This is a genomic window from Saccharothrix carnea (assembly GCF_003014735.1).
Classification (GTDB): Bacteria; Actinomycetota; Actinomycetes; order Mycobacteriales; family Pseudonocardiaceae; genus Actinosynnema; species Actinosynnema carneum.
The window spans coordinates 117,695-140,710 of the sequence record NZ_PYAX01000007.1 but is presented as its reverse complement, the minus strand read 5'-3'; the positions used below and the strand labels follow the sequence as shown (position 1 = coordinate 140,710).

Sequence of the window (23,016 nt, the reverse complement as noted above, 5' to 3'; positions counted from 1 at the left end):
GGGGATCACGGCGTGACGGTGGGGATTTCGGCGTGACGGTGGAGGACGAGGTCTGGGCGCTGCTCGAGGACGCCCTGGCGGTCTACCGGGACAGCCCGCGCGCGGTGGCGTGGCTGCGCGGGCACCAGGCCAGGTTCGGCGAGCCGGTGCGGGTGGCCGTCGCAGGTGCGCCCCGGTCGGGCAAGTCCACTGTGGTCAGTGCGCTGATCGGCGAGGAGTTCGTGCCGACCGGCGCCACCACGTGGTACCAGGACGGGCCGCGGCCCAAGGCCTACGCCGGCCAGTACGAGGTGCCGGTGCTGCGCCGTGACGGCAAGGCGTTCGTGGACGCGCCGGACGCCGAGCGGGTGACCGTGGAGTGGCCGTCGCGGTCGTTGCGGGACCTCGTCGTGATCGACACGCCGGCGGGTGCGCCGGTGGAGCAGGTGTACGGCGAGGCCGACGCGGTGCTGTACCTGACCAGGCACCTGCACACCACGGACGTGCGGTTCCTGCAGACCGCGCACGACCACCCGGTGGCGCGGATCGCACCGGTGAACACGGTGCTGGTGCTGTCGCGGGCCGACGAGATCGGCGGCGGCCGGATCGACGCGCTGTCCTCGGCCAAGCAGATCGCCCGCCGCTACCGGCGCGAGGCGACGGTGACCCCGTTGTGCCAGAACGTGGTCGCGGTGGCCGGGCTGCTCGCGGTGGCCGCGCGGACCCTGCGGGCGGAGGAGTTCGCGGCGCTGGCCGCGCTGGCGTCGTTGGCGCGGGCGGAACTGGAGGACCACCTGCTGTCGGCGGACCGGTTCGTGGGCGAGGACTTCCCGGTGCGGCTCGACCCGGCGGTGCGGCGCGGGCTGGTCGAGCGGTTCGGCATCTTCGGCGTGCGGCTGACCACGACGTTGATCCGGCAGGGCTTCGACACGCAGGTGAAGCTGACCGGGCAGCTGGTGCAGCGCAGCGGGTTGGGCGAGCTGCGCGACTCGATCGGCGTGTACTTCACCGAGCGCAAGGAAGTGCTCAAGGCGCGGGCCGCGCTGCTGGGGCTGGACGTGGTGCTGCGCGCCGAGCCGCGGCCCGGGTCGGTGGGGCTGGCCGCGGCGCTGGAGCGGATCCTGGCTTCCGCGCACGACTTCCGGGAGCTGCGGCTGCTGGCGGCGTTGCAGGGCGGGCGCACGCGGCTGCCCGGCGACCTGGACGCCGAGGCGTCCCGGCTGGTCGGCGGGCTGGGCACGAACCCGGTGGTGCGGCTGGGGATGGACTACGAGCCGACCGAGGGCGAGTTGCGGCACGCCGTGCTGGAGACGCTGGGACGGTGGCGCGAGCACGCCGTCGACCCGGCGCTGGACCACGGGCAGCGGCGGGCGGCGGCGGTGGTCGTGCGCAGTTGCGAGGGGATGCTGGCCGAGGTGGTCGGCTAGTGCCACGACCGGCACCAGGCGGTCAGTTCAGCGCCGCGGCGACGGCGCGGACGGCCGCGGTCGGGGTCCGGCGCGGGTCGGTGACCAGGAACAGCGTGCTGTCGGGCAGTTCGCGCACGCGTTGCAGCGTGCCCGCGTCCAGCTGCTCGGCGACCGCGACGCGCGGCAGCACGGTCCAGCCCAGGCCCGCCACCACGCACGACCGCACGGCCTCGATGCTGCCGAACCGGGTGATGCTGGGCGTCGCGGACAGCTCCCGCACGAACCGGTCGCTGTAGGAGCAGCCCTCCTCCAGCAGGAAGTACCGCTCGTCCACCACCACGCCGGGCGCGGACACCAGCTCGATCGGCTCCACGCCGATGGCGGTCACCTTCAGGCCCGCCGCGACCAGCGAGTCCTCCAGCACCAGCGCGAGGTCCAGCGTGCCGTTGCGGACGCCCGCCAGGGCTTGGCGGGTGCCCGCCGGTGAGAGGTGCACGGAGATGCCAGGCCACCGCAGGGCCACGTCCGCGATCCGCTGCGGCAACCGGTAGGCGCACACCGATTCGGGCGCGGCTATCCGGACGTCGCCTTCCACCGCCGTGCTGCCGCGCACGGCGTCACGCAGGCGTTGCTCGGAGGTCAGCACCTCGCGGGCGTGCTCGACGGCCTGCCTGCCCGCCTCGGTCAGCCGGGCGCCGCTGGGCAGCCGGTCGAACAGGCGGGCGCCGAGGTGCCGTTCCAGGGCTTTGACCTGGCTGGTCACCGTGGATTGCACGAGGTGCAGCTCGGCCGCGGTCGCGGTGAAGCTGCCCGTGCGCGCGAGCACCAGGAGGGTGCGCAGGAGGCGGGTGTCCACCACATCGACAATACCGATAGGTCACATCGCAGGGAATCGTTGGACTCGATGAACGGTCGTGGGAGAAGCTGTCGGCATGGACGACGTGCTCCGCTACAGCGCTTTCACCACCGACCCCGCCGGCGGCAACCCCGCGGGTGTCGTACTCGACGCTACCGGCTTGGACGCCGCGGCGATGCTGGAGATCGCGGCCGAGGTCGGCTACTCCGAGACCGCGTTCCTGTTCCCGCGCGAGCTCGACGGCGAGTTCGACGTGCGGTACTTCAGCCCGCTGGTGGAGGTGCCGTTCTGCGGTCACGCGACGGTGGCGTCCGCGGTCGCCTCAGGGCGGACGGGCACGCTGCGGTTCCACACGCCGGCGGGCCTGGTGGAGATCGCCACGACGCCCGGCAAGGCGAGCCTGACCAGCGTGCCGACGTCGTCCACACCCGCGTCGGAGCGGGACGTGGCGGAGGCGTTGCGCGCGCTGCGGTGGTCGGCCGAGGACCTCGACCCGCGCTACCCCGCGCACTGGGCGTTCGGCGGGTCGCGGCACCTCGTGCTGGCGGTGCGCACGCGCGAGCGGCTGGCCGCGCTGGACTACGACTTCGACGCGTTGGGCGACCTGCTGCGGGCCAACGACGCCGTCACCGCGCAGCTGGTGCACCAGCGGGCCGAGGACGTGTTCGACGCGCGTGACCCGTTCCCGGTGGGCGGTGTGGTCGAGGACCCGGCGACCGGGTCGGCCGCGGCGGCGTTCGGCGGCTACCTGCGGGCCATCGGTGAGGTCGGGCGGGCCAGGTCGATCACCATCCACCAGGGGGTGGACATGGGTCGGCCCAGCCTGCTGGAGATCGCGGTCTCGCCCGACGACCCGCGGGTCACCGTGACCGGTGCCGCGGTGCCGATCACCGAGCCCGTCTAGACGCGTTCCAGCACCACGACGGGGATCTCGCGGTCGGTCTTCTCGGCGTAGTCGTCGTAGGCCGGCCACACCTCGGTCATCAGCTGCCACAGCCCGGCGCGTTCCTCGCCGGTCGCGGTGCGGGCCCTGGCCGGGAACACGTCCGACTTCACCTGCACCTCGGCCTCGTTGCGCGCGGCGAGGTTGCGGTACCAGGCGGGGTGCTCCGGGGCGCCGCCGTACGACGCCACGACGACGTACGCGTCACCGTAGGGCTGGTAGATCAACGCCGTGCGGCGGGGCTGCCCGGACTTCCGCCCGATCGTGGTCAGCAGGAGCGTGAAGACCCCCGGCTGCCACTCGTGCCCCTCTTCGCCGCCGGACGCGACGTACTTGCCGATGTGCTCGTTCACCCAGGCGACGGGGCTGTCCTGAACCGACATGCCCCGACGCTACCCAGAACGCGGCGGGGCCGCCGGTCGCACACTCCGCAATGCCGACCGGCGGCCCCGAACGGGGTGGGGACGTCCGCCTCGCACCCCCTTGGCCCGTCACCCGCTCCCCGGCGTCCCGCGGCACTTCCGCCCGCGTAAGCGGTGTGCCGGGTCGCTCGACCACGTCTTGGGGCGTGGCACGGGGCGGGGACGGCCGAAGCCCGCGTCTAGTAGATCTGGCTCGCGTGGCGCATCATCTTGGCTCTCCTTCGAGTGGGGACTCCGCCAACTATGGCGGGGCGAAAGGCTGGCGGCTCATACGAAAGGGGGATAGAAGAGCGTTATGCCCGAGCTTGAGCTACGCCACCTCCGCGCGGTCTGCGCGATAGCCGAAGAAGGCAGCCTCACCAAGGCCGCCTCGCGCCTGGGGCTCACCCAACCCGCGATGAGCGCCCAGCTGCGGACCGTCGAGCGGATCGTGGGCGGCCGGCTGTTCGACCGGACCCCGGGCGGTTCCCTGCCGACCGACCTGGGCAAACAGGTCGTCGGCACGGCCAGGCTGGTGCTCGACGAGGTCGACCAGCTGGTCTCGCTGGCCCGGGCCAGGACCAGTGCGGGCCGGGCCGGGCCGTTGCTGGTCGGCGGCGTGCCGACGCTGTTCTTCGGGCACTTCGTGGAGGAGCTGCGGCGGGTGATCCCGTGTTCGGAGGTCCGCACCGAGATCATGCCCGGCGCGTCGGACCTGCTGGAGCTGCTGGTGTCCGGCCAGGTGCAGCTGGGCGTGCTGGACCGGTTCGAAGGGCTGGAACGGCGTGAGCTGCGCGGGCTGGAGCTGCGCAGGCTGGTCAGCGAGCCGCAGTTCGTGGCGCTGCCGGAGACCGACCCGCTGGTGGCGCAGGAGGACGTCGACCTCGCGCAGCTGGCCGACCGGGACTGGGTCGCGCCGCCGGACGAGTTCGTCGGCAACCGGCTGCAGATGCTGACCGCGTGCGCGGCGGTCGGGTTCACGCCCCGCTTCACCCACCACGTGAACGAGGCCAGCACCGCCCGCGGCCTGGTGGCGGGCGGTGCGGTGTCGTTCGCGCTGCCCCAGTCCCGCAGCGGGGACGGGATCGTGATCCGGCCGCTGCGCGGTGCGCCGCTGATGGTCGACCTGATGTTGGCGACCCGGCGGGAGGGGCCCGCGGCCGGGCGGGCGCACGAGGTGTTCGCCGCGGCGGCGCGGGCGTACTGCTCGGTGCTGCCCCGCAACCCGGTGTACGCCAAGTGGTGGGAGGAGCACCCCGAAGCGCACCGGGAGATCGACGCGGCGTTGCTCGCGGGCGGTTAGCCGGCGTCCAGGCCCCGGACCGCGTCCTCGATGGTGGTCGGGGCGCGGCCGATCAGCTTCTCCAGGTCGGGCCGGACCTCCGCCAGCACGCCTCGGCCGATGTTGACCTCGATGTCGGCCAGCAGTGCGGCGATGAAGTCCGGCAGGCCGTAACCCTTCAGCGCGGCGACGCGGTCGGCCGCGGTCACCTTCTCGTGGGTCGTGCCGGCCAGCGCGGCCAGCTCGTCGAAGCTCCAGGCCCGCGGGCCGGTCAGCTCGTACACCGCGTTCTCGTGGCCGGGGGTGCTGAGCACGACGGCGGCGGCCAGCGCCAGGTCGCCCCGGGACGCGCTGGCGACGCGGCCGTCACCCGTGGCGCTGACGATCGGTCCGGGCGCGTGCGGGAGGTAGTTCTCGTGGTACATCCCGTTGCGCAGGAAGGTGAACGGGATGCCGGTGGCGCGGATCGCCTCTTCGGTCGCCTTGTGCACCTCGGCCAGCGCCAGCGGCGAGGTGTCCGCGTCGGTGACGGACGTGTAGACGATGTGCCGCACGCCCGCGTCGACGGCGGCGCGAACGGCGTTGAGGTGCCGTTGGACGCGGATCTCGTCCGGCCCGTCCACCGACACCACCAGCAGCGTCTCGACGCCGGCGAACGTGTCGGCGAGAGGACCGTCGAAGTCCCCCGGCCGGACCTCGACGCCGAGCCCTTCGGCCTTCCGCGGGTCGCGGACGGAGACGGCGAGCCGGTCGGCCGGGAGGCGGGCGAGGGTGTGCTCGAGGATCAAGGAGCCGAGGTGGCCGGTCGCGCCGGTGATCAAGGTCGTCATGGGGGCCAACGCTAGGTCGAAGTGCTAACTATTCGTAAGTACCTACCTTCGTGTGCGGTACTTACGTTGTGGAAAGCGTGCAGGTAGCGTGCGTGCCATGGAGCTCCGGGGTGACGTGTACGACCACAACTGCCCGACGCGGGTGATCGCGAACCACGCCACCGGGCGGTGGGGCAGCCTGGCGCTGGCCAAGCTCCTGGACGGCACGAAGCGGTTCGGCGAGCTGCGCCGGGAGGTGACCGGGATCAGCGAGAAGATGCTCGCGCAGACGTTGCAGGCGTTGGAGCGCGACGGACTGGTGCGCCGGGAGGTCCACCCCGTGATCCCGCCGAGGGTGGACTACTCCTTGACCACGTTGGGCACCCATGCGGCGAAGCAGATCAGCGAGCTGTTCGGGTGGATCGAGGAGAACCTGCCGAACTTCCTGGCGGCGCAGGAGGAGTACGACACGCGGCAGACCGGGAACGTGTGACAGATCACGTCCACACCTCCGATCTGTACCGGTCCGGCTCGCCAGGTCTCCGGCAGAGATGGCGGTCTCATGGCTGGATACGTCGGAGCTTTCCCGACTGTTGGAAACCAACAGCCGGTGAATTCGGGGTGAGGTTTGCCAGAATGGGTGCCATGACGCAGCCCTTCACGGACGATAGTCACCCGGCCGAGCCCTATCCGGGAGCTCGGCCGGGACACTGCTTCGTGCACCTGGACGGCGCCGGCTGGCCCGTGACGCCCGACCCCGGTGCCGATTCCGGATGGCGGGTCGCCCCCGACGGGAAGGACCTGGACGACTGGCTCGCGGAGCACGGCGAACCGCCGCTCGCGGGCCGGATGCCGGTGCTGGCGTACGGCTCCAACGCCAACCCCGCCAAGGTGACGTGGCTGCGCGACGAGCTCGGGTTGACCGGGCCCGCGGTCGTGCTCCGGGCCCGGTGCGACGGGTTGGCCGCGGTGTGGGCCGCGGGACTGCGCAAGACGGACGGGCAGCGGCCGGCGACGCTCGCCGCCGCCCCGGGCGTCGAGGAGGAGCACGCGGTGTGGTTCGCCACCGCGGAGCAGTTGCGGGTGCTCGACCGGTGCGAGGGCCGCGGGCTGCGGTACCGGCTGGTCCGGGTGCACACCGGTCGGGTGACGTTGTTCAACGGTGGCGTGGTCGATTCGGTGCTCGCCTACACCGGTGCGGGGACGCGGCGGATGCCGCTGCTGGTCAACGGGCGGCCGGTGCGGTGCGCCGAGGTCGACCAGCGGCAGGCGCGCCGGCTCGGGGGACGGCCGGCGGACGGGGACGGGCTGGACGTGACGCCGGTGCACGGCGAACCGTCGCCGAACGACTGGCCGGACCGGCTTTTCGTGTACGGGACGCTCCAGCCGGGGATGGCGGCGTGGCACCTCGTGGAACCGTTCGTGAACGGCGACCCGGTGCCCGCGTCGCTGCCGGGGACGCTGCACGACACCGGGCGCGGGTACCCGGCGTTGCGGCCCGGGGACGGGCCCGGCGTGCCGGGGCACGTGCTGTGGCTCGACCGGCCCGAGGACGCGCTGCCGGTGCTGGACGAGTACGAGGGTGACGAGTACCGGCGGGTGCGCGTGACGCTGCCCGATGGGCGGGTGTGCTGGACGTACGTGTGGACCGCGCCGGTGAGCGGGATGCCGGTGCTGTCCGGCGGGTGGGTTGCCAGGCGTCAATGATGCGCCCGATCCGGTGAATTCCTCGCCTATCCACCCAACCGTTCGGCGGTGGGGTACGTCCTCCTGACAAGGACCCGTTTCCGAGCCAGGAGGTGGACATGAGGCGACTCGTGGCGTTCGGCGCCCTCGCGGTCGCGCTTGCCGCGTGCGGAAGCCCTCAGCAGGCGGCCGACCTGTCGACGCTGTCGGTCCGGCCGTCGTCCCCGCAGTCCTCGGAGTCCGCGCCGGTTCCCCCGTCATCGGCGCCGCTGACGACCGGGCAGGGGACCACCGCCACCCCCGTGTCCGGCCGGTGCACCGCCGCCGTCCTGGCCGGATCCGTGCAGCCCGGGGACGCGGGCGCGGGCAACCGGTACGGCAAGCTCGTGGTGACCAACAACGGCGCGGCGCCGTGCACGATCAACGGCTACAGCGGGTTGCAGTTGCTGGACGCGGCGGGCAACCCGCTGCCCACGGACCTCCAGCGGACGCCCGACCCCGGCCCGGCGCCGGTGATGCTCGTGCCCGGCACGGCGGCGGCGGCCAACCTGCACTGGACGGTGGTGCCCACGGGTGAGGAGCCGGTGGACCGGCCCTGCCAGGCGGAGGCGGCGCGGGCGGCGGCGATCCCGCCGGACGAGACGCAGCCGATGGACGTGAAGTGGGGACTGGGTCCGGTGTGCGCCGGCGGGAAGATCGAGATCAGCGCGTTCTACGCTGCCTAGGTGATCGAGTCCAACGTCCCCGGCCACGCCGGTGAGCTCGCCGTCCGCACCTGGCCCAACCTGGACGCCGACTGGCTCGCCGTCATCGTGCACGGCTACGGCGAGCACAGCGGCAGATACGGGCACGTCGCCGAGGCGCTGGTCGCGGCGGGGGCGTTGGTGGTGGCGGCCGACCTCGTCGGGCACGGGAGGTCCGAGGGCGAGCGGGCGCTGGTCACCGACTTCGACGGCCTCGTGGCCGATGTCGGCGCCGCGGTGAGCTCGGCGGCGTCGGACCTGCCGACCGTGCTGGTCGGGCACGGGGAGGGCGGGTTGGTCGCGGCCCGGTACGCGCAGTCCCACCCGCTGGCGGCGCTGGTGCTGTCGGCGCCCGTGCTCGGCACGTGGGAAGGGCTGGACCGGCCGGGTGAGCCCCTGGACCCCGGGCTGCTGTCGCGGGACCCGGAGGTCGGCAAGGCGTACGCGGCGGACCCGTTGGTGTGGCACGGGCCGTACCACGCGGAGACGCTCGCGGCGTTGGAGCGCGCGCTGGACGAGGTGAACTACGGGCCCGCGTTGGAGCACCTGCCGACCCTGTGGCTGCACGGCGACGCGGACGAGGTGGTGCCGTTGGCCGACACCCGCACGGGCACCGACCGGCTGCGCGGCCTGCTGTTCGAGGAGCGCGTCTACCCCGGCGCGCGGCACGAGGTGTTCAACGAGACCAACTCGGCCGAGGTGCTGGCCGACGTGGTCGCCTTCGTGCGCCGGGTGCTCCGGCTCGCCTGAGAGTGCCGGCCGCGGTCGCCCGCGGCCGGCACGCGTCGGGGGTGGTTCGCCGCGACCCGAACGGGTGGGGCGACCGACGCGGCGCCGCCCCACCCCGTCACGGATCAGTCCTCGTAGTCGCTGTCGTCGTCGTAGTCGTCGGAGTAGTCGGGCGCGTCGGCGGTGGCGCTCGTGTCACCGGCGTAGGCACCTTCCGGACCGGACCAGGAGTAGTGGTCGTAGTAGCCGGCGTGCCCGTCGTACACCCACGACACCACGAGGTACGAGCCCGCGCCGTACGGGCTGGCGAGCTGGGCCTGCTCGTAGTAGTACGAGTTGCCGTAGTCGTCGGCACCGGCGGCCTGGTCGTAGACCACGGCGCCGTTGGCGTTGGCGGCCACGTCGGACTGGTCGAATTCCACGTCGGCCGACGCGATGCCCGCGGCGCCGATGACGAGCGGGACCGAAAGCGCGCTCGCGGCGACCAGTCGGATGATGCTGCGCATGGTGGAACCTCCTTGGCGTAGATGGCCATGCGCTCACATCGTTACCTCGCACGGCGCGCCGCCGGACGTCGCCGACCGCATCGTGTGAACGACGATTAGACCGACCAAAACGGCCTGATCAGCGGACATCACGAGGGGTGCGCGCAAGTCCCTGCTTATGGGTGACATCAGTGGCACCCTCACGAGCCCCACGCGTGTCGTGGACAATTCGCGTCGAGATGGTGGGAGAAGACCTGGAGCTGCTGATCACCGCGGTGGTGGCGGCCGACGACGAGCAGCAGGCGCGGGCCGCCTGCTCCGCACTGCTGCGCCAAGTCGGCGGGCGGGTGGTGCGGGCCATCGACTGCTCCGACGAGGAACCCGGCTGCTGGTCGGTGACGATCAGCCGGATCAGCGGCGAGCGCGCGACGCAGAACGTGGCGGGCGCGCTGGCCCGCGCGGTGCGCACGTTCGTCCGGCGGCTGGGCGACGAGTTCCCCACGCCGAGGGTGGCCTGCGAGCCGCCCACGGCGTGGACGGTGCTGGAGGACCCGGCGCTGCTCGACGGCCTGGTGCCGGGCGCCGAACGGCTGCTGGTGGAGGCGTGGGCGGGCGGTGATCCGCAGCAGAGCGCCTTGGCGCCCCGGGAGGAAGGGGGCGGTTCGGCGCAACGACCGGAGCCCGGACGGGTCAGCACGCGGCTGTCGTTGCGCGTCGACGTGGTTGCCGACCGGTCCGCGGGCGCCGAGTGGCAGGCGCGGGCGGTAGCGAGTCGGGTCGCGCGCAGTGGCAAGATCACCCGAGTGGCTCCACAAGGGCACCTACTGAGCGTGCACATCGACCTCGGCGAGAGCGTTAATTCTCCCACGGTCGCGCTACACGACGCCGTGTCGTCGTTGGGCCGTTCGGGTTGGTCGGACGTCGCGTGGTCGGACGGTTCCGGCACGATCCGCTGGTCAGCCACACCGGTGCCGGCCGCGGGGATCGCCGCGCTGGAACTGACAGCGACACCGGCGTCGGCATTCGTGTGGACGGTGCCCGACTGAGATCGACATCGCTGACCCGATCGAGTGGATTTGCACCTCCACCCGGTCAGCCGATCTTGCTTGTGAATCGTGAAACTTTAGGTACTACTTTCAACTATAGGACTCAAGCCGTTTCGCCAGGAGGGGTCGGGATCCGACATGGCCAGCATCGAAGAGGTCCGCAACGCGATTGCACAGGCCGTCGAGAAGGCGGGCCAGAGCGTGAACGCCCTGCAACAGGCCGCCGACCTGGCCGAGGACGCGCAGGCGCTGCTGAGCACGGCCACCCAGGGCAGCGTCCAGGCCGACGTGGAGCAGGCGAACGCGCGGTTCGCCGAGGTGGTCAGCGGCGTCACCGACCTGCAGAAGCACCTCGGCGCCGGGATCTCCCAGGCCGAGAGCATCAACTCCAGGTTGTGACGTGACATCGGTAGGCGAGGTCAAGCTCGCTCTCGAGCAGAGCTGCGAGTACTTACGGGACGCCTACCGCAGCGTCCGGGAGGCACAGAGCGCGTTGGACGAGGCGATCGGGATCCTGCTCGACGCGAGCGCCCAGCACCACGAGTCGCTGGTGCCCGCCGGGTTCGTGGCGGCGGGCGAGAAGTTCGCCGACGAGTTGGAGCTGATCGTGGGCAGCCTGGAACTGGTCCAACGACTGGCCGTGGAGCTGTGACGTGAGCAGGCGTGACGAGCGCCGCAGGAGGATCGAGGGCTCCTTCGAGGAGTTCCGCAAGGCGGTCGCCGCCGCGCTGGGCAACGCCTCGCGCGAGCACCGCCTCCTCGCCGACGAACGCGCCCGCGACATGTTCGAGGTGATCCTGCGCGGCGACGGCGTCGACCGGGCGCTGGCCGACCCGCTGCTGGCGGGCGCGCTGGCGAACCCGCTGTTCAAGCAGCAGTTGGCGCAGGCGATGATCGACCGCGTCGAGGCGTTCCGCGAGTGGTCCGAACGCGGCCCGGACCAGCTGACCGCGCTGGTCGACGCGGCGGCCGAAGGCCCGGCGTCGTGGCCGCCCGAGACGTGGCTCGGCACACCGGGCGCGGCCGACGGCGGCGACGGCGTGCCCGAGCTGTGGCGCATCGGCACCGGTGAGGTGCGCGGCGCGCCCGAGCCGCACGGGTTCCCGGTGGCCGTCCCGCTGCTGGACCACTCGCACCTGCACATCTCCTCCACCCACGAGAGCCGGGCGACCGCCGAGGCGCTGGTCGAGAACCTGTTGCTCCGGGTGCTGAGCCACTTCCAGCCCGGCCTGGTGCACGTCCACGTGTGGGACGTCGGCCAGCTCACCGGCGCGCTGCCCGGCCTGTACCCGCTGACCCGGGCGGGCCTGCTGACCGTGCACGACCCGGCCCGGCTGCACGAGCTGCTGGACGAGCTGTCCGACCACATCCGCCGCGTGCACACCGGCGTGCTGACCGAGGGCCACCAGTCGGTGCGGGCGGTGGGCGGGCGGCGCACCGAGCCGTGGCGGGTGGCGGTGCTGTTCGGCAACCGGCAACCGTTGAAGGAGGAGCACCAGCAGCAGTTGCAGCGGGTCGCGCGCAACGGGTTGGCGGCCGGGATCCAGCTGTTCATCGTCGACATCCCGGTCACGGTCAACTCGCCGATCGAGACCGTCACCGTCGCCGCCGACCACAGCGCGACCTGCACGATGACCGGCAAGCACGTCACCGTCACGCTCGACCCGCCGCTGCCGCGCGCGCAGGTGCCCCGTGCCTGCGCGGCGATCGCGGACAAGCGCGAGGAGCGCCGCAACCGGCTCAGCACGTTCGCCGACCTGCTGCCGGAGCACTTCTGGCTGGACAGCTCGGCGGCGGGCGTGCTGGCGCCGGTCGGGTTCCTGGAGGGCGAGCCGGTGCACGTGGGGCTGGGCGACACCTCGCCGCACGCGCTGATCGGCGGTCCCAGCGGCTCGGGCAAGACGAACTTCCTCTACGCCATGCTGGGCAGCCTGGCCGCCCGGTACGCGCCGGACGAGCTGGAGCTCTACCTGCTGGACTTCAAGGAGGGCGTGTCGTTCGCGCAGTTCGCGCCGGGCCGCAAGGACCCGACGTGGCTGCCGCACGCGCGGCTGGTCGGGGTGAACGTCAACACCGACCGCGAGTTCGGCGTGGCGCTGCTGGCGTTCCTGGCCGACGAGATGCGCAGGCGGGCGGACGCGGCCAAGCAGCACGAGGTCACCAAGCTGGAGCAGCTGCGCGAGGAGGACCCGCACGGCCACTGGCCGCGGATCGTCGCGGTGATCGACGAGTTCCAGTACCTGTTCGGCGAACGCGACCAGGTCACCGCGCAGGCCACCCAGCTGCTGGAGGACGTGGCGCGGCGCGGCCGTTCGCAGGGCATCCACCTGGTGCTGTCGAGCCAGGACGTGTCCGGCATCGAGGGCTTCTGGGGCAAGTCGGCGATCTTCGAGCAGTTCACCGTGCGCATCGCGCTGCCCAAGGCGCGGCGGGTGCTGGCCGAGCCGCAGAACGACGCCGCGGTGGAGCTGCCGCGCTGGCACGCCGTGGTCAACCACGAGTCGGGCGTGCGGCCGGGCAACGAGGTGGCGCGCATCCCCGACGCCACCGCCAAGGGCACGTTCGACAAGTTGCAGGCCGAACTGCACCGCCTGCGCCCGGCGGACCTGGCCGAGCCGATCCTGTTCGACGGCAGCAAGGTGCCCTTGCTGCACGCGGTGGCGGACTTCCGGGCGTTGCGGCCGGTGGACGGCGGCAGCCCCACCGTGCTGCTGGGCCAGGTGATCGACGTGGCGGGCAGCGCGGCGAAGGTGCGCTTCGCCCGCACCCCGGGCCGCAACATCGCGGTGCTGGGCTCGCTGGCCGACGACGCGGCGGGCGTGCTGGGCGGCGCGGCGCTGTCGCTGGCCCGCCAGCACGAGCCGGGTGACGCCCGGTTCACCCTGGCGTGCCTGGCCGAGGACGCCTCACCGCACGCGCAGCGGCTGGCCAAGCAGCTGCGCGGCGCGGGCCACGAGGTCGACCTGCTGCTCGGCTTGGAGGGCGTCCGGAAACTGGTGGACGACACGGCGGCCCGGATCACCGCGAGCATGACCGGCGAGACGGGCACGTCACCGGCACCGCACTATCTGGTGGTTTACGCGGTGGACGCGGCGCACACCCTCTTGGAGGCGAAGGATCCGACGACCCGGGCCTCGGGGGTCGACAGCCTGCGGACCGTGCTCAAGCACGGGCCGGAGAACCGCACCCACGTGCTGGGTTGGTGGCGTGGCGCGCAGCGGCTGAAGAACAGCCTGTCGCCGGGCGTCTACGACGACATCGGCGCGTGGATCGCGTTCGACATCCAGGGCAAGGAACTGCTGTCGTTCGGACCGGAGCAGGTCATGGCGTGGTCACCGCGACCGCGGCGCGGCCTGTTCTTCGACCGGTTCGAGCACTCGCGGCCGCAGGTCGTCATCCCGTTCGACACCGGGGAGGAACCATGATCAGCTACGCCTCAGTCGTTCCCGCGCAGCGGACCGGCGGGCACGGCGCAGCGGAGGTGGAGGCGGTCTCGGCGATCGAGCGGTACCGGGAGCTCGTCGCGCTGGCGGGCGAGTCGGTGGAGCGGGTGCGCGCCGCCGACCGGGCGCGGGTGCGGCAGCTGCTGGAGCGGCTGGCCGAGTCGCAGGACCGGATGGCCGAGGTCATCGACCAGGAGAAGCTGGTCAGGCAGGTCGTCGCGGAGCACTGGGAGGCCGTGGTCGGGCTGCTGTGGGACGAGCGGTGGTTCACCATGACCACGGTGCCCGCGCCGGACGAGTCGGTGCCGCCGCGCGACCAGCGCGAGTACAACACCGCGCTGGACCTGGCGTTCCGGGCGTTGGAGGAGTCGTTGCAGAAGCGGGCGCTGTTCCGCAAGGGCGCCTAGGCTCAGAAGCCCCAGGAGACGGCGACGGTGTCGAAGTCCAGTTCGGCGGCGGCACGGCGGTAGGTGGCCAGGGCGGCGGTGTTGTCCTTCTCGGTGCCGGTCCACACGCCGGTGCAGCCGCGTGCCCTGGCCAGCTCGATCAGGCGCCCGATCAGCGCGGTGGCGATGCCTCGGCGCTGGTGGGCGTCGTCCACGCCCAGCTCGTACAGGAACATCTCCACGCCCTTGTCGGGGTGGATGGTCTCGACACCGGACACGAACCCGGCGGGCTCGTCGTCGACGTAGGCGATGAGCAGGTGGTGCCGGTCGTCGGCGAGGAACGCGCGGGTGGCGTCCTCGAGCGGCGCGTCGTCGAACAGGTGGCCCGCGGCCAGCACCGCGTCCAACGACGTGATCCGGCGGATGTCCATGCGGGCGAGGGTAGCTCTTGGGTGATGATGCGGTCATGCGCGTTCTGACCTCTCCCGCCGACGTGTCCGCCGCCACCGACGATCCGCTGGTGAGGTGGGCCGCGCAGGCGCTGCTGCCCGGCCGCAGCGGGTCGGCGTGGGCGCACGGTGCCGCGGTGGGCGTGCTGGCACCCGGGTTGTACCGGTTCGACCGGCTGGTGCTGACGGGGCCCGCGGACGACGTGGCGGTGCTGCTGCGGGCGCACGTGCGGCCAGAGGTCCGGCCGCTGGTGACCACCGCCGTGGCCGAGGAGCTGGGGTGGCCGGTGCGGGGCTCGTTCGGGTGGATGGAGCGCGGCGGTTCGCTGGACGCCCCCGCGGGCGCGCGGTGGCTGGCCGAGGACGAGTGGGACGACGTGGAGGCGCTGCTGCGCAAGGCCAACCCCGAGTCGTGGGCGTGGCCGCGCGAGCCTGGACCCTCGCGCTGGGCGGGCGTGCACGTGGACGGCGTGCTGGTGTCGGTGGCGGCGGACGCGTGGGCCGCGCCGGACGTCGGCTTCGTCGCCGGCGTGGCCACCCACCCCGACCACCGCGGCCGGTCGTTGTCGCGGCGGGTCTGCTCGTTCGTGGTGAGCGCGTTGCTGGCCGAGCGCGGCACGTGCGGGTTGATGGTCGACGCGGCGAACGAGGCCGCCATCGTGCTCTACGGGCGCCTCGGCTTCACCTACCGCGGCGTGACGGCGCTGCGCGACTCACCTCACGCCTGACCGCGGCGGGTGCCCGTGGCTGCCGGCGCTCGGCGGGGCGCCTCACGGCACCAGCGGCCACCGTCTGCGGTCTCAGACGAGCCGGCCCTCGGCGGCCACCACACGCCCCTCGTGCACGACCAGCGTGCGCGGGGCGCGGTCCATCACGGCGGCGGTCACCGTGTCACCCGGCACCACCACCAGGTCCGCGGGCGCGCCCTCGGTCAGGCCCAGCACGCGCCCCAGGACGGCCGCACCGCCGCGGGTGGCGACGTCGACGCACATCTCGACCAGCTCGTCGCGGCGGAAACCGCTGCGGTAGGCCAACTGCCAGGTCCGGTCGAGCATGTCGCCGTTGCCGTAGGGCGACCAGTAGTCGCGGATGCCGTCCTGGCCGAGGCCGACCCGCACACCGGCCCACCGCAACTGCCGCAGCGGCAGCGGTTCCCGCACGCCCGGCGCGACCGTGGTGACCGCGATGTCGTGCTCGGCCAGTCGTTCCACCAGGTTCTGCTGCCGATCACCGTCCACAGTGGACAGGGCGAACGCGTGGCTGATCGTCACCTGCCCTTGCATGCCGAGCGCGTTCACCCGGTCGCAGATCAGGTCCACCTGGAACGCGCCGAGCGTGCCCGCGTCGTGCAGGTGCACGTCCACCCCGCGCTGGTGCTTCTCCGCCAGCCCGAACACGACGTCCAGGTGCCGCACCGGGTCGCGGTCGTAACCTGCCGGGTCGAGCCCGCCGATCAGGTCCGCGCCCGCGCGCAGCGCCGCGTCCAGCAGGTCGGCGGTGCCCTTCTCGCGCAGGATGCCGCACTGCGGGAACGCCACCACCTCGACGTGCGCCCGCCCGGCGTGCGCCTCCCGCGCGGCGAGCACGCCTTCCAGCTTCTCCAGTCCCGAGTCGACGTCCACCTGCGCGTGGCTGCGCACGTGCGTCGCGCCGGACGCGATGGTGCGGCCGAGTGTCCGGGTGGCCCGTTCCGCGACGGAAGCCTCGGCGGAACGCCAGTTGCGGCGGTCGTTGTCGATCAGCTCGGCCAGCCCGTCACCCGCGCTGTGCGGGCGGAACGGCAGGCCGAGCCGGGTGGAGTCGAGGTGCGCGTGCGCGTCGGTGAACGCGGGCAGCAGCACGCCGCCCCGGCCGTCCACCACCGGCGCGGCGGGCGGCGGGTCGAGGTCGCGGCCGAACGCCGAGACGCGCCCGCCCTCGCAGAGCACGTCGACCAGGGGTGCGCCCGGGGTGTTCGGCCACGGCCGCACGGAACGGATCAGCAGGTCACCGGTCACCAGGCGACGCTAGCCCGGCCGGGGTGAAGTCGCCAGCGAGGAGCTTGCCCGGGTTGAGCACGCCGGTCGGGTCGAGCGTCCGCTTCACCGACGCCAGCACGTCCAGCCCGAGCGCCCCGATCTCGGCCTCCAGGTACGGCGCGTGGTCGGCACCGACGGCGTGGTGGTGGCTGATCGTGCCGAGCCCGGCGATGGCCTCGCTCGCGGCGGCCTTGGCGACCTGCCACTGGCCGATCGGGTCGGCCGCGTCCCGTGCCGCCAACGCGGTGAAGTACAGCGAGGCGCCGGTTTCGTAGGCGTGCGAGATGTGGCACATGACCACGCAGTCGCCGAGCGCGTCGACCAGTGCCGAGCGCACGGCCGCGCGCAACTCGGAGACCTTCGACCAGTGCGTCGCCGTCTCCAGCGTCTCCACGCACACGCCGACCTCCATCAACGCGTCCCGCTGACGCGGTCCGTTGAACCGGCCGTGCCGCCACTTCTCGCCGAGCGCCTTGCCCAAGGACACCAGCTTCAGCCCGCGCAACGTGTCCGCGCGCCTGCGCTCGACCTCCCGGTCGGACGCGCCGTGCCAGCCGAGGACGAGCAGGCACGGCTGCCGCACACCCCGTGCGCGCAGGTACGCTTTGAGCGCGTTGACCTTCCAGCCGCCGGACAGGGCCAGCGACACCTCGGTCTCGTCCACATCGGACAGTCGGGTCACGTCGGCCAGCACCCGCCGTTGCGCCAGGCGCCGCACGACGTCCGACCCGCGTTCCCAGCCGTCCACCACGAAACCCTCGTACCGCTCGACCTCCGGCCGGGGCCGCACGCGCAGCACGACCTCCGTGATGACGCCGAACACGCCTTCGCTGCCGACGACGAGCTGCTTGAGGTCCGGCCCGGCGGCGGACGCGGGCGCGCTGCCCAGCCGCCACTCGCCCACCGGCGTGGCCAGCCGCACGCCCTCGACCATGTCCTCGAACCGGCCGTAGCCGGAGGACGCCTGACCGGCCGACCTGGTCGCGGCGAACCCGCCGATGGTGGCGCGCTCGTAGGACTGCGGCACGTGCCCGATGGTCAGGCCGTGCGCGGCGAGCAGCCGTTCCGCCCGCGGTGCGGGCAGACCGGCTTGGAGCACGGCGAGGCGGGACACCGGGTCGACCTCGACCAGCTTGTCCAGCCGGTTCAGGTCCAGCGCGATCACCGCCGCCTTGTCGCCGCGCCACGCGTTCACGCCGCCGACGACCGACGTGCCGCCGCCGAACGGCACCACGGCCACGTCGTGCTCGGCGCACGCCTTCAGCACCTCGACGACCTGCTCGGGTGACGCGGGCAGCACCACCGCGTCCGGCACGGCGAGCTCGCCGTCGCCGCGCTGCCGCAGGAGGTCCACATAGGACAGTCCACCCGCGCGTCCCAGCCGCGAGTCGCGGTCCACCCGGACGTAGCCGGGGCCGACGACGGCGTCCAACGCGGCCCGTGCGGCGTCGCTCAACGCCGACCCGGGGACGTCCGGCGTGCGCGCCGGGGTGCGGACGTCACCCAGCCCGGTCCGTTCGCGCAGCCACTTCAGCGCGTGCGGCGGGAGCGAGCCGGTGGTGGGTGCCCAACTGCCCCGGAGGGTGTGGTCGATGCGCTCGGTCACCGCTACAGTGTGACACATGACGTCTCAACGTCACAGTGATGACGCGCTCCTCGACGCGGCCCGCGACTGCGTGGTCGAGGTCGGGGTCCGCCGAACCACGCTGACGGACATCGCCAAACGCGCCGGCGTGAGCCGGATGACGCTCTACCGCCGGTTCCCCGACGTGGGCACGCTGGTCCGGGCGTTGATGACCAGGGAGTTCACCGCGCTGCTCCAGCGGATCGAGGTGACCGGCGACAACGCCAGGCAGCGGCTCGTGGCGCAGGCCATCGCGGGCATCCGGCTGCTGGCCGCCGACCCGCTGCTGCGCCGCGTGCTCGACCTGGACGCCGAGCTGATGCTGCCCTACCTGGTGCGCCGGCTGGGCAGCACGCAGAAGCTGGTCGAGGCGTTCCTGGTCGCGCAGGTCGAGCAGGGCCACGCGGACGGCTCGATCCGGCCCGGCTCCGCCGCCGCCCAGGCCCGCCTGGTGCTGCTGACGACGCAGTCGCTGGTGCTGTCGATCCGGCCCGCGACCACGGACCTGGACTTCGAGGAGCTGCTGGCCGAGCTCGCCGCCTACCTGGACGGGGCGCTGTCGTGAACACGTCGCTGAACGCCGCGCGCCGCCGCGCCGACCTCGACCACCTGACGTCGTCACCGGTGGACCTGCTGGTGGTCGGCGGTGGCGTCACGGGTGCCGGTGTCGCCCTCGACGCCGCCTCGCGCGGCCTGTCGGTGTGCCTGGTGGAGGCGCACGACCTGGCGTTCGGCACGTCGCGGTGGTCGAGCAAGCTCGTCCACGGCGGCCTGCGGTACCTGGCGCAGGGCGAGGTCGGGCTGGCGTACGAGAGCGCGGTGGAGCGGGGCATCCTGATGACCCGCACCGCGCCCCACCTGGTGCGGGCGCTGCCGCAGCTGGTGCCGTTGCACGGCAGGGCGCACGACCCGGTCGTGATGACCGGCCTGCGCGCGGGTGACGCGTTGCGGCGGCTGGCCCGCACGCCGTCGCGCGTGCTGCCGGGTCCGCGACGGGTGCCCGCCGTCGAGGCGCTGGCCCTGGCTCCCGGTCTGCGACGGGCGGACCTGCGTGGCGGGCTGCTGAGCTTCGACGGCCAGTTGGTCGACGACGCCCGCCTGGTCGTGGCGCTGGCCCGGACCGCCGCCGGTCTCGGCGCCCGGATCATCACCCGCGCCCGTGCCACTTCGCTCTCCGGCGGCGGCGCGCAGGTGGTCGACACGCTCACCGGCGCGTCCCTGCACGTCAAGGCGCGCGCGGTGGTGAACGCCGCCGGTGTGTGGGCGGGCGACCTGGTGCCGGACGTGAAGCTCCGCCCGTCCCGCGGCTCGCACCTGGTCCTCGCCGCGTCGACGGTCGGCCTGTCGAACACGGCGCTCACGGTGCCGATCCCGGGCGCCCGCAACCGTTACGCCCTGGTCCTGCCCCAACGCGACGGCCGCGTCTACATCGGACTGACCGACGAGCCGGTGGACGGCCCGATCCCGGACGTGCCCACCGTGCCACCGTCCGAGGTGGACTTCCTGCTGACCGTCGCCTCCTCGGTCCTCGAACGCGATCTCACCACCGCCGACGTCCTGGGCTCGTTCGCCGGCCTGCGGCCCCTGCTCGACACCGGCGCCGGTCCCAGCGCCGACCTGTCCCGCCGGCACGCCGTGCTCACCGCGGACGGCGTGACCACGGTCGTGGGCGGCAAGCTGACCACGTACCGCCGGATGGCCGCCGACGCCGTGGACGCGACGGGCCTCACCACCGCCCGCTCCCGCACCGCGAGCCTCCCGCTGGTCGGCGCGGGCCCGCTCACCGGCCCACCGGAGCTGACCTCGCGTTACGGCGCGGAAGCCGCCGCCGTCGCCCGGATCGGCGAGGTCGCCTGGGCCGTCCGCCACGAGGGCGCCCTGACCGCCGACGACGTCCTCGACCGCCGCACCCGCACCGGCCTGGTCCCGGCCGACCGCGCCGCCGCCGAACCGGCCGTCACCGCCGAGGTCGCCACCGAACTGGCCGCCCAGACCACCACCTGAACGTCCTGAACGTTCAACTCACCCGTCCCGAACGTAGGACACACGCGTTCCGAACGTAGGACACACGCGAGAGTCGTACCTTCACGCCGCGAGAGTCGTACCTTCACGCCGCGCGTGTCCTGCGTTCAGGTACCCCGAGTTGAACGTTCGGAACGGGCGCGGGCACGCGAAAGGGGACCTCCGCGGAGGTCCCCTTCGGCGTCTGTCAGGTCACTCGCCGATGATCGGCTTCGCGGCCTTCGGCGGCTCCTCGATCAGGGCCTCGCCCTCCAGCCGCACCTTGCGCTGGTGGTCCTTGCCGTCCCCGCCCTGGCCGGGTGCGCCCATCATCGGCGCGCCCATCATGCCCATGCCGCCACCGGCACCCGGACGTCCACCGCCCGCACCGGCCGCACCGGCACCAGGGGCACCACCGGCCGGCACGCCCTGCGCGCCGAGCACGCCGGACGAGCCACCGGCCTGGAGGGTGGCACCACCACCGGCACCACCACCGCCGGAACCGCCCGCGAAGCCGCCACCGCCACCACCGGCGAAGCCGCCACCGCCACCGCCACCGACGCCACCACCGGCACCGCCGCCCGAGGGCACGCCGCCCGGCAGGTCGGCCGCCAACGGCCGGACCGGGGGCACGGTCGGCATGGTCGGCACCGAAGGCGCGCCACTACCGGTCGCGTACGTCGTGCCGCCCAACGAAGGCAGCGGCGCGACCCGCCCGGTGTTCGAACCGTCCGGCACCCACCGGCCCGGCTCCCAGTGCCCGCCGCCGGAGCCGCCCGAACCACCGGAACCGCCCCGACCGCCCGAACCACCCGAACCGCCACCGACCGTGGGCGGACGGCTCACCACCGGACCGCTCGGACCACCCGGGTAGGCGCGGCCCGGCTCCGGCGCACCCGTGCCCGGCCCGGAACCGTCGCCGCCCAACGACGGCGGACGGCTCACCACGGGACCGATCGGGCTGGGACCGCCCGAGGGGATGGTCGAACCGCCGGGGTCGTTGGTGTACCGCTGGTTCGCGCCCCGGTCCATCTGGTCGAGCTGCCGCTCGTCGAGCCCGAGCCCGCCACGCGACAGCCTCGGCCCCGAGCCGCCACCGCCACCGGAACCCCGGTTGGACGACGTCATCGCGGTGATCGCCTGCAGGATCTGCTTGGCGGTCTGGGCGATCTGCGCGACCGACTTGATCAGGTCGATCAGCTTCTTGAGCGAGTTGGCGAGCTTCTGCAGGAAGTCGGCGAGCTTCTTGGCGTAGTTGCACGCCATCTGCACGATGTCCGCGATCGCCGCGCCGATGGCCGCGCCGAAGGTCAGGAACGATGCCGCCAGCCACTGGATGATCTTCATGACCATCTCGGACACGGCCTGGCTGATCAGGTCCATGATGGTCTTGCGCACGGTCGCCACCAGCTCGCCCGCGCCCTTGGCCGCGCGCGAGATGCCCTGCGTGGCCTTGGACAGCGTCTCCAGCCCGGCCGCGTGCTTCTTGCTCGCCGCGCGGTACCCGTCCGCGGAACGGCCGCGCCAGCCCCGCGTCTCCTCCACCGACGTGCGCCGGTAGTCGGCGACGATGCCCTCGATCTGCTTGGCCGCGGACGCCCAGCTGTCGGACATCTTCTGGATCGCCTGCGGGTCGCCCAGCAGCGCGTCGAACGGCTGGCGCAGGAAGTCGACGTGCTGGATGGCCCAGCTGAACCCGGCGGACAGGAAGCCCGACAGCGGGTTGGCGGCCAGGCCGACGATGCCCATGGCGGTGTTGGCCATGCCCAGACCGGCCTGGACCCAGTCGCCGCGCTCGACCGCCGCGACGGTGCCCTGCACGTCGCTGATCAAGTGCGAGGGGTCGCGGCCCTGAGTGGTGGCTTGCGCGTTCATCCCCGTGCCCTTCCGCTGAAGCCGAACGCGTTGTCGAGGTCGACGTTCTCGTAGAGGTCGGCGACCTCCTTGAGGCCCTGGTACATGTCGGCGATGGTCTCCGTGGCCTGGCCGAGGATGTCCTGGGACGAACCCGCCGTCTTGAGCAGGAACTGCGCCAGGAACGAACCGAACACGCCGAAGGCTTCGGTCGACAGCGACGGGTCAGCGGTCTTGGTGGCCGAGAGCATCCGCTGCGTCAGCTGGTCGACCGTGCCCGCGTGCGCCCGGATCTCCTCCGGGCTCACGTTGAACGAGTCGAACATGGTCATCTACCCCCTGCTCAGGCCATGACATCGGGTGGGTTGGTGAAGTAGTCGTCATCGGGCCTGGTGTCTCGACGCTGGACCTCCGGCTCCGGTTCCACGGCGTCCGTGCCGTCACCCGAATAGCCGTTGGGCATCTTCGCCTTCACGAACTCCAGCGCGGGGCTGTCCCCGACGAACTCGGTCATGATCTCGACGACCCGGCCCGCCGCGGCGCGCTGCGCCTGGGCGACCGCGGTCATGATGGCGCCGGAGATCCGCTCGGGGTCCTCGCCGCGCAGCTGCGGGCGCAGGATCAGGTCGGTCAACGCGCCCGAGGCGTTGACCGTGACCGTGATCAAGCCGTCCGGTGACGTCGCGCTACCGCCGACACCACCGAGCTGGGACTCGGCCTGGGCGGCGTTCCGCTTGGCCTGCTCGATCTTCTCTCCGTACTGCGCGAGCCACTGGTCCGGCTCCATGTTCACCCCTCACGGCAACGGGGCTTGCGGCCCTACTGCGCAATTCGACCCGTCGACCCTCGATTCGGTTCCCGGCGACGTATCGT

25 protein-coding genes are annotated in these 23,016 nt (G+C 72.8%); 15 read left to right on the top strand and 10 right to left on the bottom strand.

Annotated features, from left to right (window positions below; all coding sequences use genetic code 11):
• The first annotated feature begins 32 nt into the window (after positions 1 to 32).
• Positions 33 to 1,406 carry a GTPase domain-containing protein gene (locus B0I31_RS21695; RefSeq protein WP_106617210.1) on the top strand — a complete coding sequence of 458 codons (1,374 nt, stop codon included), beginning with the start codon at positions 33 to 35 and terminating at the stop codon, positions 1,404 to 1,406.
• Between the two features lie 22 nt (positions 1,407 to 1,428).
• Here B0I31_RS21695 and B0I31_RS21690 read toward each other — a convergent pair whose 3' ends face one another.
• Positions 1,429 to 2,244: a LysR family transcriptional regulator gene (locus B0I31_RS21690; RefSeq protein WP_106617526.1), complete on the bottom strand. Its 816-nt coding sequence runs from the start codon at positions 2,242 to 2,244 to the stop codon at positions 1,429 to 1,431.
• A gap of 76 nt (positions 2,245 to 2,320) precedes the next feature.
• On the opposite strand from B0I31_RS21690, the gene B0I31_RS21685 reads away from it, so the two are divergent.
• The gene (locus B0I31_RS21685; RefSeq protein ID WP_106617209.1) at positions 2,321 to 3,148 is read left to right on the top strand and encodes a PhzF family phenazine biosynthesis protein; all 828 of its coding nucleotides are present in this window, start codon (positions 2,321 to 2,323) and stop codon (positions 3,146 to 3,148) included.
• On the opposite strand, the gene B0I31_RS21680 is transcribed toward B0I31_RS21685, so the two are convergent.
• On the bottom strand, positions 3,145 to 3,570 hold the full coding sequence (locus B0I31_RS21680) for a nitroreductase family deazaflavin-dependent oxidoreductase (protein WP_106617208.1): 426 nt from the start codon (positions 3,568 to 3,570) through the stop codon (positions 3,145 to 3,147). The genes B0I31_RS21685 and B0I31_RS21680 overlap by 4 nt on opposite strands.
• A gap of 334 nt (positions 3,571 to 3,904) precedes the next feature.
• Here B0I31_RS21680 and B0I31_RS21675 point away from each other — a divergent pair, with 334 nt between their 5' ends.
• A complete protein-coding gene (locus B0I31_RS21675; protein WP_106617207.1) occupies positions 3,905 to 4,891 on the top strand; it encodes a LysR family transcriptional regulator in 987 nt (328 codons plus the stop codon).
• Here B0I31_RS21675 and B0I31_RS21670 read toward each other — a convergent pair.
• Positions 4,888 to 5,700 carry an SDR family oxidoreductase gene (locus B0I31_RS21670; RefSeq protein ID WP_106617206.1) on the bottom strand — a complete coding sequence of 271 codons (813 nt, stop codon included), beginning with the start codon at positions 5,698 to 5,700 and terminating at the stop codon, positions 4,888 to 4,890. The two genes, B0I31_RS21675 and B0I31_RS21670, sit on opposite strands and share 4 nt — an antisense overlap.
• 97 nt (positions 5,701 to 5,797) lie before the next feature.
• Here B0I31_RS21670 and B0I31_RS21665 point away from each other — a divergent pair, with 97 nt between their 5' ends.
• From B0I31_RS21665 to B0I31_RS21650, 4 genes are all read left to right on the top strand, one after another.
• A complete protein-coding gene (locus B0I31_RS21665; RefSeq protein ID WP_106617205.1) occupies positions 5,798 to 6,172 on the top strand; it encodes a winged helix-turn-helix transcriptional regulator in 375 nt (124 codons plus the stop codon).
• A gap of 152 nt (positions 6,173 to 6,324) precedes the next feature.
• Complete coding sequence (locus tag B0I31_RS42945; protein ID WP_106617525.1) at positions 6,325 to 7,386, top strand: gamma-glutamylcyclotransferase; 1,062 nt, start codon at positions 6,325 to 6,327, stop codon at positions 7,384 to 7,386.
• A 98-nt stretch (positions 7,387 to 7,484) separates the two neighbouring features.
• Complete coding sequence (locus B0I31_RS21655; RefSeq protein WP_106617204.1) at positions 7,485 to 8,090, top strand: DUF4232 domain-containing protein; 606 nt, start codon at positions 7,485 to 7,487, stop codon at positions 8,088 to 8,090.
• Positions 8,091 to 8,858 carry an alpha/beta fold hydrolase gene (locus tag B0I31_RS21650; RefSeq protein WP_106617203.1) on the top strand — a complete coding sequence of 256 codons (768 nt, stop codon included), beginning with the start codon at positions 8,091 to 8,093 and terminating at the stop codon, positions 8,856 to 8,858.
• A gap of 104 nt (positions 8,859 to 8,962) precedes the next feature.
• Here the strand turns inward: B0I31_RS21650 and B0I31_RS21645 are convergent, their stop codons facing one another.
• Complete coding sequence (locus B0I31_RS21645; protein ID WP_106617202.1) at positions 8,963 to 9,343, bottom strand: hypothetical protein; 381 nt, start codon at positions 9,341 to 9,343, stop codon at positions 8,963 to 8,965.
• Positions 9,344 to 9,537: 194 nt separating this feature from the next.
• Here B0I31_RS21645 and B0I31_RS21640 point away from each other — a divergent pair, with 194 nt between their 5' ends.
• The 5 genes from B0I31_RS21640 to B0I31_RS40730 all read left to right on the top strand — a co-directional run bounded on the left by B0I31_RS21640 (position 9,538) and on the right by B0I31_RS40730 (position 14,218).
• A complete protein-coding gene (locus B0I31_RS21640; protein ID WP_245950209.1) occupies positions 9,538 to 10,368 on the top strand; it encodes a hypothetical protein in 831 nt (276 codons plus the stop codon).
• A 138-nt stretch (positions 10,369 to 10,506) separates the two neighbouring features.
• Entirely contained in the window at positions 10,507 to 10,767 is a 261-nt protein-coding gene (locus B0I31_RS21635; RefSeq protein ID WP_053718570.1) for a hypothetical protein, read from the top strand.
• A gap of 1 nt (position 10,768) precedes the next feature.
• Positions 10,769 to 11,020, top strand: coding sequence for a hypothetical protein (locus B0I31_RS21630; protein WP_106617200.1), 252 nt, complete (start codon positions 10,769 to 10,771; stop codon positions 11,018 to 11,020).
• Position 11,021: 1 nt separating this feature from the next.
• Positions 11,022 to 13,793 (top strand): FtsK/SpoIIIE domain-containing protein, encoded by a 2,772-nt coding sequence (locus B0I31_RS21625; RefSeq protein WP_106617199.1) that lies wholly within the window; start codon positions 11,022 to 11,024, stop codon positions 13,791 to 13,793.
• On the top strand, positions 13,790 to 14,218 hold the full coding sequence (locus B0I31_RS40730; RefSeq protein WP_106617198.1) for a hypothetical protein: 429 nt from the start codon (positions 13,790 to 13,792) through the stop codon (positions 14,216 to 14,218). Before B0I31_RS21625 ends, B0I31_RS40730 begins: the two co-directional genes overlap by 4 nt.
• 2 nt (positions 14,219 to 14,220) lie before the next feature.
• Here B0I31_RS40730 and B0I31_RS21615 read toward each other — a convergent pair whose 3' ends face one another.
• The gene (locus tag B0I31_RS21615; protein WP_106617197.1) at positions 14,221 to 14,628 is read right to left on the bottom strand and encodes a GNAT family N-acetyltransferase; all 408 of its coding nucleotides are present in this window, start codon (positions 14,626 to 14,628) and stop codon (positions 14,221 to 14,223) included.
• A gap of 35 nt (positions 14,629 to 14,663) precedes the next feature.
• Here B0I31_RS21615 and B0I31_RS21610 point away from each other — a divergent pair, with 35 nt between their 5' ends.
• Positions 14,664 to 15,374, top strand: a complete 711-nt coding sequence (locus B0I31_RS21610) for a GNAT family N-acetyltransferase (protein ID WP_106617196.1) — start codon at positions 14,664 to 14,666, stop codon at positions 15,372 to 15,374.
• A 72-nt stretch (positions 15,375 to 15,446) separates the two neighbouring features.
• Here the strand turns inward: B0I31_RS21610 and B0I31_RS21605 are convergent, their stop codons facing one another.
• Positions 15,447 to 16,643, bottom strand: a complete 1,197-nt coding sequence (locus B0I31_RS21605) for an amidohydrolase (protein WP_106617195.1) — start codon at positions 16,641 to 16,643, stop codon at positions 15,447 to 15,449.
• A complete protein-coding gene (locus B0I31_RS21600; protein WP_106617194.1) occupies positions 16,633 to 18,270 on the bottom strand; it encodes an FAD-binding oxidoreductase in 1,638 nt (545 codons plus the stop codon). The genes B0I31_RS21605 and B0I31_RS21600 overlap by 11 nt, the downstream gene beginning before the upstream one ends.
• Before the next feature lie 16 nt (positions 18,271 to 18,286).
• Here B0I31_RS21600 and B0I31_RS21595 point away from each other — a divergent pair, with 16 nt between their 5' ends.
• Complete coding sequence (locus tag B0I31_RS21595; protein ID WP_106617193.1) at positions 18,287 to 18,853, top strand: TetR/AcrR family transcriptional regulator; 567 nt, start codon at positions 18,287 to 18,289, stop codon at positions 18,851 to 18,853.
• Positions 18,850 to 20,292 carry a glycerol-3-phosphate dehydrogenase/oxidase gene (locus B0I31_RS21590; RefSeq protein ID WP_106617192.1) on the top strand — a complete coding sequence of 481 codons (1,443 nt, stop codon included), beginning with the start codon at positions 18,850 to 18,852 and terminating at the stop codon, positions 20,290 to 20,292. Before B0I31_RS21595 ends, B0I31_RS21590 begins: the two co-directional genes overlap by 4 nt.
• 210 nt (positions 20,293 to 20,502) lie before the next feature.
• On the opposite strand, the gene B0I31_RS21585 is transcribed toward B0I31_RS21590, so the two are convergent.
• The 3 genes from B0I31_RS21585 to B0I31_RS21575 are packed head-to-tail and all read right to left on the bottom strand — an operon-like array spanning position 20,503 to position 22,930.
• Positions 20,503 to 22,164 carry a WXG100 family type VII secretion target gene (locus B0I31_RS21585; protein WP_106617191.1) on the bottom strand — a complete coding sequence of 554 codons (1,662 nt, stop codon included), beginning with the start codon at positions 22,162 to 22,164 and terminating at the stop codon, positions 20,503 to 20,505.
• Positions 22,161 to 22,475, bottom strand: a complete 315-nt coding sequence (locus tag B0I31_RS21580) for a type VII secretion target (protein ID WP_106617190.1) — start codon at positions 22,473 to 22,475, stop codon at positions 22,161 to 22,163. The genes B0I31_RS21585 and B0I31_RS21580 overlap by 4 nt, the downstream gene beginning before the upstream one ends.
• 11 nt (positions 22,476 to 22,486) lie before the next feature.
• Positions 22,487 to 22,930 (bottom strand): YbaB/EbfC family nucleoid-associated protein, encoded by a 444-nt coding sequence (locus B0I31_RS21575; protein ID WP_106617524.1) that lies wholly within the window; start codon positions 22,928 to 22,930, stop codon positions 22,487 to 22,489.
• Positions 22,931 to 23,016 lie beyond the last annotated feature (86 nt).